Origin of the sequence: Jonquetella anthropi DSM 22815 (genome assembly GCF_000237805.1) — a bacterium.
Lineage (GTDB): Bacteria > Synergistota > Synergistia > Synergistales > Dethiosulfovibrionaceae > Jonquetella > Jonquetella anthropi.
Map to the genome: position 1 here is coordinate 1416203 of NZ_CM001376.1, position 15718 is coordinate 1431920.

Below are 15718 nucleotides of genomic sequence, written 5' to 3' on the forward strand. Positions count from 1 at the left end.
TCTTATATTAACACTTCAATGTAACAAACACAAGTGCCGAACATCACTTACCTGCCGGTTCGGTTCAGCAGGAACGAAATCAGCACGTCGACGGCTTTCGTGGAGGCCATGCCGTATACCAGATGAAACGACCGATGGAGCGACGGCTTGAACGGAATGATCGCCACGTTCGGGTTCGTCTCGGCGGCAAAACGGGAGATGACGCCGGCCTCGCCGCCGTTCGCCACCGCGTTCACCACGCCGATGGCATGACCGAACTGCAGTTCGATGTCCTTCATCGCCCCAAGGCGATTCTTGTATTGGCGCTCCCAGACCTGCCGCGTGCCCGAGCCGCTGCCGCGGCCGACGAGCTTCAGGTTCGTCAGGTCGTCCATCTCCACGCTGGAGCGTCCCGCCAGCGGGTGCGTCTTCGGGACGATGAGCACCAGCTCGTCCTCAAAGAACGGCACCGACGTGTAGCCGGGTAGACTTCTGTCAACGCCGATGACCGCCAAGTCCGACTCCTTGTCGGACAGGGCCTTCAGGGCCGTCTGGGAGTCAGTGGTGTTCACGTGGACCGACACACCGCTGTGCAGCTCGGCGAACTCGACGAGCAAGCCCGGCAGAATGAAGTCGCCGGGAATGGAACTGGCGCTGATCGTCACGGTGCCGAACAGGTCCTGAGACAGCTCGGCGATCTGAAGCTTCGTCTTCTTGTGCATGTCCAGCATGCGCAGGGCCGTCTTGTAGAAGATCTCGCCTTCCGCCGTCAGATCGGAATGCCGGTGCCCTTTGACGAATAGCTCCGCCCCCATCTCATCCTCAAGGCGCGCGACGCGCTTGCTGACCGCCGGTTGGGAGATGCCCAAGGTCACCGCGGCGGCGGAAATACTGCCCTTTTCGGTGATGGCGATAAACGTTTCCAGTTCTTTCAAATCCACTGTCATCACTCCTTGCTGGAGTCCGTCCGGCTCCAATCTGGTTGCAATTCTTCGGTAAGTGGCTTATGATAAAGATAACATCTTGTATCTGTTACGAGGAGGATATGCCATGAGTTTTGGACTGCGCCTTCGTTCGCTCCGTAAGGCTCACCAGCTGACTCAGCAGCAGCTGGCCGAGGTGACCGAGGTGAGCCGGATTTATATACAAGCGCTGGAAAGCAACCGCCGGTCGCCGTCGATGAAACTGCTTCACAAACTGGCCGACGCTCTGGAAGTTGACCCGGCCGACCTGCTGGAGGAGTTCCCCAGCGAGAGAAGCGGCCGTCTTCAGCTGGAAGAGCTGTTCCAGCGTCCGGAAGAGCTTGAGATTTGGTACCGCAGCCACAAGCTGACGCCCCGCGACGTGGCGATGGTCCACCGGCTCATCGACGCGGCTCTGGCAGACTGGCAGAACGAAGCGAAATCGGCCGAAAACCTCTGAGCGGTCAATGAACGATCAAGAACCACAGCTGGAGTTCAGCTTTCCGCCGCCGCCTGAGTCGGTCCCCAGTTGGGCCGAATCAGAGGCGAAAAAGTGGCGGGACTTGGACGACTTCCAGCTTCAGGTTCGCCTCGAAGAGGACACCGGGCTGAAGGTGGACTTTCATCACGCGCCCCTTTCGCCCCGGCTCTGGGCGTTCACCTACGTCAGGCGAGAGCTTGGCCGAGGGCGAATTTACGTCAATGCCGACCTTCCTTACATCTGGCAGCAGTTCGCCTTTTACCACGAGCTGCACCACCTGCTTCACGACCATAAAGGGTGTTACTTCTGGTCCCAGACTCTCGTTCCGCTCAGCCGGTTTGAAACTCAGGCAGACCTTTTCGCCTGGGCTGCCGTCCTGCCGCTGTGGGAAGAGGCGGGAACCGAATGGTAGCTGAAAACTCATCATCAGCTGATCGGAGGCACTTCATGGAAAACTCTCAACTTCAGGAAGTCCTGCGCGCCCGACTGGAAAACTCCCCGCCCAAGGCCCGCCGGGTGGTCGAGTTCTTGCTGTCCCACATGAGAGAAGCGGCCTTTCTCACCATCGGCGACGTGGCAGGCGAGCTGAACGTCTCCAAGGCCCAGCTCGTTCGGGTTGCCCGTATGCTCGGGTTCGGCGGCTACTCAGAGCTCAAGGCCGCCATTCAGGAGACCGTGCTCGAACAGGTGAACCCCGCGGCGATGCTGAACCGGGCACTTTCCGAAAACGAGTCCGCGCTGGCAGCCCGAATCCACCAGATGGAACACGCCAACTTGGAAGACACGTGGAACCGGCTTGACCCAGCCAATATCAAGAAATTCAGCGCCATGCTTCTGGCCGCCGACTCGATTTTCTGCGCCGGCTGGGGAATATCGGCCATGACGTCCGAGTGTCTCTTCAGCCGACTGAGGGAACTGGGCCTCAAGAGCTTTACCCTCCAGCCGGGCTGCCTTACCTTAATAGAACAGGTTCGCTGTCTGGACAGTCGGGACGTGCTGATTGCCTTCGACCTGCCCAGCTACGCCCTGCTTCTTACCGAGTCGGTCGCCCGAGCGAAACAAGCCGGGGCGAAGATCATCACCGTCACCGACAGCCCTGCCGCGCCGATCTGCAAGATGGCCGACCTGTCGTTTTTCGTCAGCGACAGCAGCCCCACATTCGGCAGCTCGCTCATCGGCGCCGTCTTCCTGATCCACGTGCTCACATCGGCCCTGTCGGTCGAGATGGGTGACCGGGCCCGCAAGGCGCTGGAAGAACAGGCCGCCTGCCTTCACGATGAGCGGATTTACCACCCGGTGTTCGGCCTGCGCTACTGATTCGTCCTCAAGCCGTCCCGCCTCAAGGCGGGACGGCTTTTTTGTTTAAGCCGACAGCTCGAGACTTTCTCCCGACTTGAGCGGACAGAACTGCACCGACGGCGGCACGAGGCTTTCCAGCCGCTTCATGTCGGCGCCGATGGCCGGGAACGTGTCATAGTGCATCGGGACGACGCAGGTCGGCCAAATCATGCTCATCGCCTGCGCGGCGTCCCATTCGTCCATGGTGTAGTGCCCGCCGACCGGCAGAAGGGCCACGTCAACCGACTGGTTCGCCAACAGGGCAAAATCGCTCGTCAAGCAGGTGTCCCCAGCGTGGTAAACCGTCGCGCCGCCCATGCGGATTAAAAAGCCGCAGCACACCCCGCCGTCCACCAGCCCGGAAGGCGTGGCGATTGACGAGCTGTGAAGCGCCGGCGTCATCTTGGCGCTGCCCCAAGGGAACCGGGCTGTCCCGCCCAAGTTCATCTCGACTCGCCGGGACACGCCCTGACCGGCCAGCCAGTGGCCGATCTCAGGGACGCAGACGACCGCTGCGCCGTCGCGTCGGGCCAGAGCCACCGTGTCGCCTAAGTGATCGCCGTGACCGTGAGTCACCAGAATCGTGTCCAGCTTCCCAATCCGGTCGATCGGGACGGGACAGAGCGGGTTGCCGGACAGAAACGGATCAACGATGATCCGGCCGTCCGAGCTCTCCAGCACGAACGCCGAATGTCCCAAAAACGTGAGTTTCACGACGGGCCCCTCCTCCTGCTCTTTGAAACTACAGGGTCTCCTTCTCGCTCGACTGAAGAATGATCACTTCGGATCCCTTGACGGCCTTCTTGAACGCTGCCGGATCAGCCGATATGGACGGGAACGTGTTGTAGTGAACCGGGCAGACCTCCCGAGCCTTGATGAGCTCGCAGGCCTGCACGGCCGCGGGAACGTCCATCGTCGTCTCCCCGCCGATCGGCAGGAACGCCAAGTCGATGGCCATCTTGGACAAGTCCTTCATCTCCGGCAGAAGCACGGTGTTTCCGGCGTGGTAAACCTTGTGCTTCTCGACCTCAATCACGTAGCCGCAGATCGGGCCGGCCGTCTCGGTGCCGCTTTTTGCCGGAACAACCGTCACGGTCCCAAAGGGGAAATGACGGGTCTCGCCCCAAGCCATAACGACCAGCTGACTGGGAGCGACGCCCTGCTCTTTCATCCACTCGGCGGCGGCTTCGGTGCAGACCACCTGACACTCGGTCGCCTTGGCGATCGTCACCGCGTCGGCCAGCCGTTTGTGGCAGGCATGAGTGAGCAGCATGCCGTCCAGCGCGATGAAATCGTCAACAGTGTTGCAGGCCATCGGGTTGCCGGTGAAAAACGGGTCGATCAGAACCGAACAATAATCACTCTGGATCTTGACCGTCGAATGTCCGAGAAACTGTGCGTTCATTCTTCAAGCCTCCTATAAAAAACGACTAAAAAAGAACATAACTTTTTGTATAAATCGAGTATATAACAGAAACCTTCATTTGACGAGTGAATCAATGCCCAATTTTACTTTTTATCGTCAGCAAAAAGGCCGGGAGATTTCTCTCCCGGCCGAACGAGCTTTTAATCGCTTATTTTATCTTGTAGTACTTCTCTGGCACCTTGACGGAGCCCATGCCGGAGAATCCCTTCCCCAACAGGTAGGTCTCTTGGTAGACCAGCATGTAGTTTTTCAGCTCCATGCCGGTTCCAGCGTCCCGATAGTAGCTGCCGTTCCACTTGGCGCCCGGCGTTTCTTTGTCAAACGCCGCCACCAGACGGTCCAAGTTGACCTTGCGCCGCAGGGTCTTGGGCGTCACGCCCTCTTTGACGCAGCTGATCGCCAACTCGCCCATGGCCTCCGAGCAGGTGAACCCGAACGAGTAGGCCCAAACGCCCATGCGCCCGGCCCCTCCGGCCTTGACGACCGCGTCTTCAACTCTCTTCAGGATCGCCTTGAAGTCACCGGCCACGTCGGCCAGTTCAATGCCCAAAGCGCCGGGATACCCCATCAGAGGCGACGGCAGGTCGGCCTCGAGGAAGTAGCCGCCCTTCGCGGCGATGACCTTGATGAGCGGCTCGGTCTGAGCGTCGTTGGTGCAGTAGAACGCCGTCTTCGGGCCGTATTTTTCGAGCCATGCGGGAGTTTTTTCCAGAATAAACTGCTGGGCGCCGGCCACGCCGACGTCGCTGGTCGGGTCGGGCGCGGTCTCAAAGTGGAACTTCATGCCCAGGTCCTTGCACGCCTCTTCCATGATCCGGCGCTTTCTGGCCTGAAGCTCGTAGCTCTGATGGCGGGGGAACGACACGAGGACGTAGTTTTCGCAGCCCAGCTTGTGAGCCAGCGCGACGTTCAGGTAGCCGCGGGAAAGGGCGTCCGTCGCCACCGACAGATCAGCGACGGTGGTGATGACCATCGGGTCCTCATGAGGCTCGGCGGAGAACAGCAGAATGTCAGGCCGTTTCTCCCGAATACGCCGGAACGCCTCGGTCGTTCCAGGAACCGACTGGTTCACCACAACGGCCTTCATCAGAGGATCGTCGGCGAACGCGGCAATCTGTGAAATGGTCGTCTCCTGTTCGGTCATGAAGCTGTCCGGGTAGGTCACGTGCTTGATCATACCGCCGTTCGCCACGTCGCCGTAGCGGGCGATCAGGGCTTCAGCCCCGCGCAGGTCGTCCTCCGACTGTGACACCGTGCCGGTGCAGATCCCCACGTGGAACGGCGCCGGATCGGCGGCAAAGCAAACCCCGGCCCAGCAGGTCAGAAGCGCAGCAGCCCCTAGCCTTTTCAGGTACATTCCCATTCGTTCTTCCTCCTTCAAGTCCGTTTTTTGATAAAACAATACATCTTTTGGCTGATAATATCATAAAAGGACGCTTTAGCAAAGAAGGCTGCTCAAAAGACGAAGAAGCCCCGCGCCGAGATCTTTCGGCGCGGGGCTTCCCGCTATTCGCCGTCCCGCTCGACGGCGATGAGCCACTCTTTAATTTCGTTTTTCGTCACGGCGCCCGAAGCAAGCCGGGCCGAAATTTCCTTGACCGATAGGCCGTTTTGCCGCAAGGCCAGCGCCTCTTCCTGCCAGTCACGCGCGTCCGGTTCAGGCAGAACGCCTTCGACGACCAGGACCAGTTCGCCTTTGACCCCGTCCGCCACCGACTCAGCGAGGGCCTGAAGATCCCCCCGGCGAACTTCCTGATGGATTTTTGAAATCTCCCGCGCGAGAGCCGCCCGGCGGGGCCCCCAAAGGCGGGCCATATCGCTCAGGTGGCGAAACGCCTTGTGAGGCGACAGGTAAAAGACCGTCGTGACGCCCACGTTCCGCCAGCGGTTCAAAACCTCGGCGCGCTCACCCTCTTTGTCGGGCAGAAAACCGACGAAGACGAACGGCTGCGGTTCAAGGCCCGAAAGGAGAAGCGCTGGGACGAAGGCCGTCGCGCCCGGGAGGACGTCCACCGGGAAGCCGTTCTCAATGGCCGCGCGGATCACGACGGCCCCGGGGTCGGATATGCCCGGCGTGCCCGCGTCGCTGATCAGGGCGATTTTCTGCCCGTCGGCCAGCCGACGAAGCACTTCGTCGACCCGAGCCCGTTCGTTGAACTTCTGATAGCTCATCCGCGGGGCAGTCACGCCCCACTTCTCCAAAATCGGGCCGCTGTGCCGAGTGTCCTCGCACAGCACCAGCCCGGCGGAGCGAAGCTCGTCCAACGCGCGCAGGGTTACGTCGCCCAAGTTGCCTATGGGCGTAGGAATCACGACGAGGGGCATGACGGGGCCTCCTTCTCGTAAAACTTCAAAAACTCGTCGGTCAGGGAGCCGTCCGGAGCGTGCATGACCAACGGCCGGAGCACCCGAAGGCCCACGCCGCCGAAGCGTCGGGCTTCCATGAGGAAAACTGACGCGGGACGGTCCGCCTTCGGGTGAACGAACCGCAGGACCGACGGCTCGAGGCTGGCGGCGCGAAGACACGCCACGGTATCGGCCAGACGGCGGGCCCGCATGACCATGTACAGCCGACCTTTGTCCCTCAGGCTCCACGACGCGGCTCGGCACACGTCGGACAGAGTGCAAGCCGAGCCCTGCCGGGCCGTGCGGTCTTCCGGCGACGCGCAGGGCTGGCCCTGCCCTATTTCCTCATACGGAGGGTTGGCCGCCACGACGTCGTATTCTCCCCCTTGTCCTCGGCCCCAAAGCTGGGTCAGGTCGCCGCAGACGAATGACAGCCGGTCGGACAGGCCGTTGGACTCGGCGTTTTGCCGCGCCAGCTCGACGAACCGCTGGTCTATTTCCAGCCCGGTCACGTGAGCGCTGCTGCGCCAAGCCATCAGCATGGCGACGCCGCCAGTCGCGCAGCCCAGCTCGAGGGCCCGCTCCCGGCGCTTCAGCCGAACGAATCCGGCCAGCAGAATGGTGTCCATGTTGACCCGCGGGCCTCTGACGGGCTGACGGATCGTCAGCTGGCCGCCCAACAAGTCGTCGACGGTTACTCCCATTGGTCTGTCCTCACGCTCACGATCTGAGAAAGCCCCGGCTCGCTCATGGTGACGCCGAACATGGTGTCGGCCCCCTCCATGGTCTGACGCCGATGGGTCATGACGATCAGCTGAACCCGGGTCGCGTATTCGGCGGCCAACTGGGCGAACCGGCTCAGGTTGACCTCGTCAAGCGCCGCGTCCACCTCGTCGAGGACGGCCAGCGGTGCTCCGGCGGTCTCCATGGCGGCAAAAAGAAGAGCCAGAGCCGTGAGGGACTGTTCGCCGCCCGAAAGCTGCGCCAACAGGAGCGTTTTCTTTCCCGGTGGGCGGGCGGTGATTTCAACGCCGCTGTCCCACGCCCCCGCCTCTCCCTGCCATGACAGGTGCGCTTCGCCGCCGCCGAAGAGCCGGCCGAACAGGCTGTTGAATCGGACGTCGATTTGATCCATCGCTTTTGAAAAGAGCTCGGCGGCCTGCCGGTCCGCCTGCGCGATGACGTCCTGAAGCGACCTGATGCCATTTTTGACGTCCGCCGTCTGGTCGTTCAGGTACGTCAGCCGCCCGTCAAGGGACGCCTGCTCGTCCAACGCGCCGACGTTGACCGGACCTAACTCGCGCAGAGCCCGCTCCGCATAGCGGGCTGCCGATTCAACCGCTTCGCGCCGCTCGTCGCCCGGGGCAAAACTCTCCGGGTACGGCCACCGCGCTTCGCTGGCCGAGATCATTTCCTCCAAGCGGACGTTGCTTCTTTCGGCGTCAGCTTCGACGGCGGCGCGTTCAGCACGGATTTTTTCCAGCCGAGCCGAGGCCGCGTCCGATCGGCGGATGAGCCGCTCCGTCCGAGCGGCGTCAGAAGCGCCGCTTCTCTCCAGCTCGTCAAACAGGCCCCGAAGGTCTGACATCTGAGCCTCCAGAGCCCGCCGCCGGGTTAACGCTTCGGTCTCCTGCTCCTTCGCCCCGTCAAGCCTCGTCTGAGCGGTTCGGCGGTCGTTTTCGAGCCGTACCAGCTGGGACGACAGGGCCATCTCTTCGCCGAGCAGGCGCTGAAGTTCCTGCTTGGTGTGGTCGGTCCGCTCCTGCGCCAAAAGCTCTTCGCCCCGAAGCTGGGGCAGCGCGTCCTCGGGAGCGGCGTCGTTCCCATCCGGCGAGGCGGCGAGCGATTCAATTTCACGCTCCAGCTCTTTGAGACGGCTTTCCGTCTCCGAGGCGTAACGCTGCCACTCTTCCTGTTTCTGCTGGAACCGACCGCGGCGCTCTTCCAGCTCTGCCAACTCGGCGGAAACGGCACGCAAACTGTTTTGAAGTCCTTCCAACTCTTCTTTTGCCCGGGACGTGACGGCCCGGTGACGGTTCAGCTCTTCCTGTGCGGTCTTCTCCGCTTCCTCGGCCTGAGTCAGCTCGGCTCTCAGTCGCCTCGACGCCGCTTGAGCTTCCTCAAGGCGGGCGGCCAGCTCCGCGGCCTGACGGCGCGCCGAGATGGCGCCAGCATGAGAACTTTTTCCGCCGCTGACGGCCCCGGACGGCGAGAAGACCTCGCCTTCGAGCGTGACGACCGAGAAATGAGCGCCTCGGCTGAGCGCCGCGCCGGTCGCGTAGTCTTCCACAACCAGCACGCCTCCCAGCAGGTGATCGACGGCCTTTTTCCACTCCGGCGCTGGCTTGACTAATTCGGACGCCCGGCCGATTACGCCCTTTCCTGACGGCAGAGCGCCAAGCCGCGCTTGGCACCGCTCCAACGGCAGGAAGGTCGCCCGCCCGCCGGAACGCCCTTTCAGCAGGTCGATGCCCTTCTGGGCGGACGCGGTGTCCTCCACCAGAAGCCAATACTGCCGCCCGCCGAGATACGCTTCCATTGCCGCAGCCAGCTCGGCGGGGCACTCGAACGATTCGGCGGCTGGGCAGGCTTTGATGTCGAGTTTCCCCAATGAGATGGCAGCTAAGACCATCTGAACCGGACGGGGATACGCGCTTTCAGCGGCCGACGACCGGGCGGCCTCCAGCTCGCCTTCAAGGGAAGCGGCAGTCCGCCGCGCGCCGGCCTGGCGCATGGACAGGTCCTGCGCGAGGGACGTGGCGTTTCTCATTCCCTCGACCAGCTCTTCGGTTCGGTCTTCCAGCGCCTCAAGGGCTCTGTCCCCGCGGGCCACGCAGTCGGTGAGCCGCCGGTGTTCGGCTTCCAGCTCGGCCTGCCAGGCCTCCGCCGCGGCGGTTGAACTGGCTGCCCCTGACAGGCGCCCCCGCGCGTCCGCCAGAGCCTCCTGATACGAGGCCCGACGCTCGGTCAGCTCGGACAACTTTTTCTGCCGAGACGCGGTCGCGTCGCTCTGCCGGCGAATACGATCCTCCAGCTCGGCGATCCGGCCGGACAGCTCGGCCAGCCGAGTCTGACACTCGGAAAGCCGGGCCGACGCGCTCTTGCGGTCTTGGGCCAGTTTCGTTTGGCCCGCGCAGAGCCGCTCTTTTTCCTCGTCCAACCGACTCAGCGCGAAGGCGTTTTCCCGAATCGTCCCCTGAGCGGCCGTCTCTGCCTGCCGGGCGTTTTCGAGCATCGGCGTCAGCTCGTCCTGCCTCTCCTGAAGCTGAGCCCGGCGCTTGAGGTACTCGTCGCCCCGGCGGCGAAGCCGATCGAGCTGGCTCGACCAGCCGGCGTTCCACCAAGTGGCCCTGCTGAAGCCGGCCTGCAGTTTTTCGCCCCGAGCCTTCGCGTCGGCAAGACGCCGCTCTTCTTCAAAGCGCCGCAGGTGGTACAGCCGGCCATTCAACGTTTCCAGACGTGCCTCAAGCTCCTGAGCCCGCTTGGCAAGGGCGGCCTGAGGGGCGATTTCATCCCGACGGGCCGTCAGCTCGCCGATCAGCGTCTGAAGGCGCAGCAGCTCGTCCTGAGCCTCTTTCAGCTCAAGCGCGGCGTCGTCCCGACGGCGGCGGTACCTGTCCACGCCGAACAGCTCTTCCAGCTGAAGGCGGCGCTCTTTGGGCCGCTGGGAGATCGCCTCGGTCACTTCTCCCTGACCGATAAACGCAAACCGCTCCCCGCCCAACCCGACTTCTTCTTTGAACGCCCCTAAGTCACCAAGGCGAATTTTCACGCCGTCAGCCCAAATTTCCGCCCCGGACTGGGAAAGACTTCGCCGCAGCGTCGGGTGAGTCGCCCCGTCGGACAGCTGAACGGTCACCTCGGCTTCGCTCGCCTCGACCATGCCGGCCGAGCCCTGAAAAATCAGGTCCGACTGGCGGGCAATTCGCAGTCTGGACGCGCTGCTCTCCCCAAGCGCCCAGCGCAGGCCGTCCAAGATGTTGCTCTTGCCGCTCCCGTTCGGCCCCACGATAGCGGTGAAACCGGGGGCGAAGGGCATTTGGTGAGTGCCGCCGAAACTTTTGAAGTTTTTAAGAGTCAGTCGTTCGATATACACGTGACGGCTCCTCCCGCTCCCATGGGCTCTGCGCCTGCGTCAAAATTTTGCGGCTGTCTCCGAGAGCCTCTATGCGCCAGTCGGTTCGTGACGCGCCGGGTAGCCCCCGAAGCACGATCCGCCGACCGAACGTCTCTTCCCATCCTTTGAGCCACTTCTGCGCCACAATTTGGGCCAGCTCGTCGTTCATAGCCACCAGAGCCCAGCCGGACGACGACCCGGCGAAAGCCTTGCGCAGCCGGCGCTTGACCGACGCGGCCAGCGCTTCGTCCTTCCACGTCCGGCCTTCGCAGCAGGACGAGCAGGGCTGGGTCATCTGAGAGCGCAGGTCCAACCGTGTCCGCTTGCGGGTCACTTCCGCTAGGCCGAGGCTCGTCATGCCGTAAACTCGGACCTTGTTCGGGTCGGCGGCCGAAGCGTCTTTCAGCGCGTCCAGCACGGCCGTTCGGTCCGCCTCGCTCTCCATGTCGATGAAGTCGACGATGACGATGCCGCCGATGGCCCGAAGGCGTATCTGCCGGGCAATTTCCCGCGCGGCTTCCAGATTGGTCGTTTTCACAGTGGCGCTCAATGAGCTGCCGTCCACGCACTTTCCCGAGTTCACGTCGATGGCGGTCAGAGCCTCGGTCTGGTCGATGACCAGATACCCGCCTGACGGCAGCCAAACCTTCGGCCGAATGAGCGATTCGATTTCTTGGGTCAGTCCGCAGTACTCGAACAGGTCGATTCCCTTCTCCAGCAGGCTGACCTGGCCGCTCCAGCCCGCCCCAGCCGCGGAGACAAACCCTTTGACCGCGTCAAAAGCCTCCCGGCTGTCGGTGACCACCTCGGAAATATGATGGGCCAACTCGTCCCGAAGGGCCCGAATCAGGAAGCCGTCCTCCTGCCACAAAACGCCCGGCGACATCCGAAGCTTGGCGCTCTGCTCTATTCTCTCCCACTGCTCCTGAAGCTGGGCCAGATCCGTTGCCAAGTCCTCGTCGGCCGCGTCCTGAGCGGCTGTGCGGATTATTACCCCGCCGCGCTCAACGCTCCCCACCAATGCCCGCAGGCGCTGACGGTCCTTCGCCGAGCCGATTTTCCGCGACACGCCCACGCTGCCGGCGAACGGCAGATACACAAAAAAACGCCCCGGCAATGAGACCTGAGGCGTTACGCGAGCGCCCTTGCTGCGCCGCGGCGTTTTCGTCACCTGAACGATCAGCTCGCCGTTCTCGTGGACGCTGAATCCCTTGGCGTCGGCCAAGTACAAAAAGCCGTTGCGCCCGTCGCCAAGGTTGAGAAACGCCGCGTTCATGCCGCTCACAATGGACTCGACCCGGGCAAGGTAGATGTCCCCGCTTTGCTGCACCGGACGGCCGTGCTCCACGTACAAGTCGCGCAGCCTTCCGTCCTCGACGACCGCGACGCGGCGCTCCTCTTCGTCCAGCATGTTGGCGTAAATTTTCACGTCCTGCGTCACGCGCGTTCGCCTCCTTCAGGCGTCAGAAGCGGCACGACGGCCTCCCCGTTCCACGTGCCGAGTGCCAGCCGGGCGATGCAGATTTCCGGCCAGCCGGCGATCTCTTGGCGCTCGGTCAGAGCTCGAACCAGCATGCCGATCCCCAGCGCCGACGGGGAGGACAGGGTCAGTTCCAACCCCGTTTCGTCCCGGCTGAGATTCAGCAGGCCGTCGCCGTAACAGTCCCGGGCCGCCGGCTCAACTGCCTCCCAAACGGGACGGTTTCTCGGGCACACCCAGTAAGAAGCCGCGTCGATGACCTTATTCAACACCCGCCCGTCAACGTCCCGACAGGCCAAGAAACGAAAGCCCGTCGGGGCGGCGGCGTTGAACCGGTCCAAAAATTCCCGCTCGGTCACCGCCTCAAGGGGCCACAGCTCGGCCAGCTCGCCTAACGACGGCACGCCGACCGGCAGCGCCGGCCCCATGACAATTTTTGCGTGAGGGGAAAAACCTTCGGTCAGCTCCAAGCTGAACCCAGCACGGCGGGCGATTCGCCCGAAAAGCTGCGGAAGTTCGACGTGCCGGACAAAGCACGAGTACCCGCGCTTCTCGAAAAGGATTCTCTTCCGACTCACTTCTGTCCCCCCGACCAATGACAGCCCCGCCCCTGCCAGCCACACCCGGAACAACCGCCGGTTCGACAGTCGGGCGTGACAGAAGCCGCGTAGGCCTTCTGCCGTTCCCGCCATAAAAACGACCGGCTCACGCCGCAGTCGATGTGATCCCACGGCAGCCCTTCATCCTTGCCGCGCGGCCGGTGAGCGTACCAGCTCGGGTCGATCCCGGCGTCGGAAAAGCCTTTCATCCACGCGTCAAGCGAGAACGTGTCGCTCCAGCTGTCCAAGCGACTGCCGTTTTTCCAAGCCAGAAAAACAGCCCGCCCCACGCGCCGGTCGCCGCGGGCCAAGACGCCTTCGATAAAGCTCTGGCTGGACTCGTGGTATTTCAGGTTCACGTGCCGGTTGCGCAGGTTGCGCTTGAGCCATTGCCCTTTAGCGGCCAGCTCTTCCCAGCTGTTCTGAGGCTCCCACTGGAACGGCGTGTGCCCCTTTGGGACAAAACCGGCCACAGAGGCGTTGATCGACGCCCTTTTCGTGTGCCGTCGGCCGATCTCAGCGGAGTTCTCGCACAGCCGCAGGATACCAGCCAAATCCTCTTCAGTTTCGGTCGGCAGGCCCATCATGAAATAGAACTTCACCTTCTGCCAGCCCATGGAAAACGCCGCCTCTACGGCGCCGTACAGGTCCTTTTCGGTCACGCCCTTGTTGATGACGTCCCGCAGGCGCTGCGTTCCGGCCTCCGGCGCCAAGGTCAGGCCGCCCTTTTTCAGCGTGGCAAGTTCCTCGGCCAGACCGACAGAAAACGCGTCAACCCGCAGGCTGGGCAGGCTGATTTTCGTGCCCCGGCGGGCCATCTCCGGCGCTAAGTCAGCCAACAGTCGGTCGATCTGAGGGTAGTCGCAGCTGGCCAGCGACACGAGGCTACACTCCTCCCACCCGGTCCGATCTAAAAGCCGGGTCACCGACTCCTCGACGGTCTGAAGGCTCCGCTCCCGTACCGGTCGGTAAGTCATGCCGGCCTGACAGAACCGACAGCCTCTGGAGCAGCCGCGGAAGAGCTCCACCACAGCCCGATCGTGGACGATCGACGACGCCGGCACGATCATCGACTGGGGCGCAATCGCATCCATATCGTGCCAGACCGGCTTGGCAACGGGCAGAGGTGAGGCGGCGCTGAAGTGAACGCCGTCGCCATCATAGGCACAGTCCACCAGAGACGGAACGTAGCACCCCGGGACGGAACTTGCCGCTTCAAGCCGCTGCCGCCGAGGCCGGCCTTTCGTCCGGGCTAGGCAGTCCAACAGCGCGGGCAGCTGCGCCTCCCCGTCGCCTAACGAAAAAATATCCACAAACGACGCCATCGGCTCGGGAGTCATCGCCCCCGGGCCGCCGCCGATCACTATTGGACTGCGTTCGTCCCGGTCAGACGAAAGCAGGGGCACGCGTCCCAAGTCGAGCATGGTCAGCATACTCGTAAAGCTCATCTCGTGCTGAAACGTAAAACCTATCGCGTCGAACTCCGCCAAGGTTCGGCCGCTTTCTACCGACTGGAGAGGACGTCCGGCGCGGCGCATCAGGCCTTCCATGTCCGTCCAAGGGCAGTACGCCCGTTCGCAGTCGTAGTCGGTGCCGTTTTTGATCAGCTCATACAGGAGCTGAAACCCCAGATAGCTCATGCCAACCTCGTACACGTCGGGGAAGCACAGGCAAATTCGAAGCTTTGCCTGCAGCTTGGGCGGACGGGCTCCCCACTCACAGACCGCGTAGCGGGTCGGCATCTTCGCCCCGGCGATCAACGGCCACTGGGGATCGTCAAACTCAGCGAAGCGATATGCCACGGTTTGGTCCTCCCCAACCTGCCGATCGGCCGGACAGCGAGTCAACCAGCTTCAGCCCCACCGTGTCAGGTACGGCCGAGTCGAGCCGCTCCAGCTTGTCCAGCGCGCCCTGTTTTGCCACAAGCGCTACCGCCAGGACGGCGGCCACGAGAGAGCTGCCGCCGTAGCACATGAACGGCAGGGGCAGACCAGTGATCGGCAGAAGGCCCATGCTCATGCCAATCGCCTCGAAGAACTGGAACCACAGCCAGCCGATCAGAGCGACGATCCAAATCTTGTTTTCCAGCTCCCGGGTTCGGCGGGCGACGGCGGTCAGCCGCCAAAGCAGCACGCCGTACAGCGCCAGCAAAAGACAGCTGCCCACAAAGCCAAATTCCTCCGCGAACACGCTGAACACAAAGTCAGTGTGCGGTTCGGGGAGAAAGCGCAGCTTGCTCTGGGTGCCGTGCATAAATCCCTTTCCCAACAGCCGCCCGGAGCCTACGGCGATTCGGGACTGGATGACGTTATAGCCGGCCCCAAGGGGGTCGAGCGCCGGCTCAATGAACACCAAAAGCCGGTTTCGTTGATACTCTTTGAGGAAGAACCACGCTCCAGGAAGAACGGCCAGAACACAGCCAGCCAGACCACCCAGATATTTGCCTGGAGCGCCGGCCGCCACGAGAGCGAAAAACGTTATTGTCCCGTAGACCAACGCGCTACCCAAGTCGGGCTGAACTAACACCAAAATCCCCGCCACCCCCGCGAGCGCGAGCGCTCCGAGGAAGCGGGGAAACGTATCAGGACAGAACAAGCGGCACTGCTGCGCCAACACGAGGGCAAGGGCTATTTTGACGAACTCGGACGGCTGAATCGACACGCCGGAGAAGCCGAACCACGCCTGAGACCCCTTGGTTCGGCTTCCCACGAAGAGAACCGCGACCAGCAGGAAACAGCCGGCCGCGTAAATGACATAGCTATAGTGCAGGAGAGCCGGCATGTCCAGCTTCCAGACAGCCAAGGCCGCCGCCAGAGCGACAGCCCCCCACGTCAGCTGACGAAGCGCGTAGTGGAACCCATTGCCCGACGCTCCATTGCCGGCGCTGTAGATGGACAGAAGCCCCGCCGAGAAGAGCGCCGCCAAGACGACGAACAGCGTTTTGTCGGAAGCCCTGAACAGCTCTCCCAGCGTCCGACGCTCAAACATTC

Annotated in this window: 14 protein-coding genes; 3 read left to right on the plus strand and 11 right to left on the minus strand. The window is 62.7% G+C overall.

What is annotated here, in order from left to right; translation table 11 throughout:
* Positions 1–47: 47 nt before the first annotated feature.
* Positions 48–926 carry a LysR family transcriptional regulator gene (locus tag JONANDRAFT_RS06615; protein ID WP_008521867.1) on the minus strand — a complete coding sequence of 293 codons (879 nt, stop codon included), beginning with the start codon at positions 924–926 and terminating at the stop codon, positions 48–50.
* 103 nt (positions 927–1029) lie between these two features.
* Here JONANDRAFT_RS06615 and JONANDRAFT_RS06620 point away from each other — a divergent pair, with 103 nt between their 5' ends.
* From JONANDRAFT_RS06620 to JONANDRAFT_RS06630, 3 genes are read left to right on the plus strand one after another with little or no spacing between them, the layout of a single operon-like run.
* Entirely contained in the window at positions 1030–1401 is a 372-nt protein-coding gene (locus JONANDRAFT_RS06620; protein ID WP_008521869.1) for a helix-turn-helix domain-containing protein, read from the plus strand.
* A 7-nt stretch (positions 1402–1408) separates the two neighbouring features.
* Positions 1409–1834, plus strand: a complete 426-nt coding sequence (locus JONANDRAFT_RS06625; protein WP_008521870.1) for an ImmA/IrrE family metallo-endopeptidase — start codon at positions 1409–1411, stop codon at positions 1832–1834.
* A 35-nt stretch (positions 1835–1869) separates the two neighbouring features.
* Complete coding sequence (locus JONANDRAFT_RS06630) at positions 1870–2739, plus strand: MurR/RpiR family transcriptional regulator (RefSeq protein WP_008521872.1); 870 nt, start codon at positions 1870–1872, stop codon at positions 2737–2739.
* 45 nt (positions 2740–2784) lie between these two features.
* Here JONANDRAFT_RS06630 and JONANDRAFT_RS06635 read toward each other — a convergent pair whose 3' ends face one another.
* From JONANDRAFT_RS06635 to rodA, 10 genes are all read right to left on the minus strand, one after another.
* Positions 2785–3474 (minus strand): metal-dependent hydrolase, encoded by a 690-nt coding sequence (locus JONANDRAFT_RS06635; RefSeq protein WP_008523273.1) that lies wholly within the window; start codon positions 3472–3474, stop codon positions 2785–2787.
* Between the two features lie 28 nt (positions 3475–3502).
* Complete coding sequence (locus JONANDRAFT_RS06640; RefSeq protein ID WP_008523275.1) at positions 3503–4165, minus strand: metal-dependent hydrolase; 663 nt, start codon at positions 4163–4165, stop codon at positions 3503–3505.
* Positions 4166–4334: 169 nt separating this feature from the next.
* Positions 4335–5549, minus strand: coding sequence for a DUF3798 domain-containing protein (locus JONANDRAFT_RS06645; protein WP_008523277.1), 1215 nt, complete (start codon positions 5547–5549; stop codon positions 4335–4337).
* Between the two features lie 143 nt (positions 5550–5692).
* Complete coding sequence (gene rsmI / locus JONANDRAFT_RS06650; RefSeq protein WP_008521879.1) at positions 5693–6511, minus strand: 16S rRNA (cytidine(1402)-2'-O)-methyltransferase; 819 nt, start codon at positions 6509–6511, stop codon at positions 5693–5695.
* Complete coding sequence (locus tag JONANDRAFT_RS06655; protein ID WP_008521880.1) at positions 6496–7236, minus strand: tRNA1(Val) (adenine(37)-N6)-methyltransferase; 741 nt, start codon at positions 7234–7236, stop codon at positions 6496–6498. The genes rsmI and JONANDRAFT_RS06655 overlap by 16 nt, the downstream gene beginning before the upstream one ends.
* Positions 7227–10628: a chromosome segregation protein SMC gene (gene smc, locus JONANDRAFT_RS06660; RefSeq protein WP_008523279.1), complete on the minus strand. Its 3402-nt coding sequence runs from the start codon at positions 10626–10628 to the stop codon at positions 7227–7229. Before smc ends, JONANDRAFT_RS06655 begins: the two co-directional genes overlap by 10 nt.
* On the minus strand, positions 10603–12090 hold the full coding sequence (locus JONANDRAFT_RS06665) for an Rne/Rng family ribonuclease (protein ID WP_008523281.1): 1488 nt from the start codon (positions 12088–12090) through the stop codon (positions 10603–10605). The genes smc and JONANDRAFT_RS06665 overlap by 26 nt, the downstream gene beginning before the upstream one ends.
* The gene (locus tag JONANDRAFT_RS06670; RefSeq protein ID WP_008521883.1) at positions 12087–12707 is read right to left on the minus strand and encodes a TIGR03936 family radical SAM-associated protein; all 621 of its coding nucleotides are present in this window, start codon (positions 12705–12707) and stop codon (positions 12087–12089) included. Before JONANDRAFT_RS06670 ends, JONANDRAFT_RS06665 begins: the two co-directional genes overlap by 4 nt.
* Positions 12704–14530 carry a TIGR03960 family B12-binding radical SAM protein gene (locus JONANDRAFT_RS06675; RefSeq protein ID WP_008523285.1) on the minus strand — a complete coding sequence of 609 codons (1827 nt, stop codon included), beginning with the start codon at positions 14528–14530 and terminating at the stop codon, positions 12704–12706. Before JONANDRAFT_RS06675 ends, JONANDRAFT_RS06670 begins: the two co-directional genes overlap by 4 nt.
* Positions 14511–15716 carry a rod shape-determining protein RodA gene (gene rodA, locus JONANDRAFT_RS06680; protein WP_008523286.1) on the minus strand — a complete coding sequence of 402 codons (1206 nt, stop codon included), beginning with the start codon at positions 15714–15716 and terminating at the stop codon, positions 14511–14513. Before rodA ends, JONANDRAFT_RS06675 begins: the two co-directional genes overlap by 20 nt.
* Between the last annotated feature and the right edge of the window lie 2 nt (positions 15717–15718).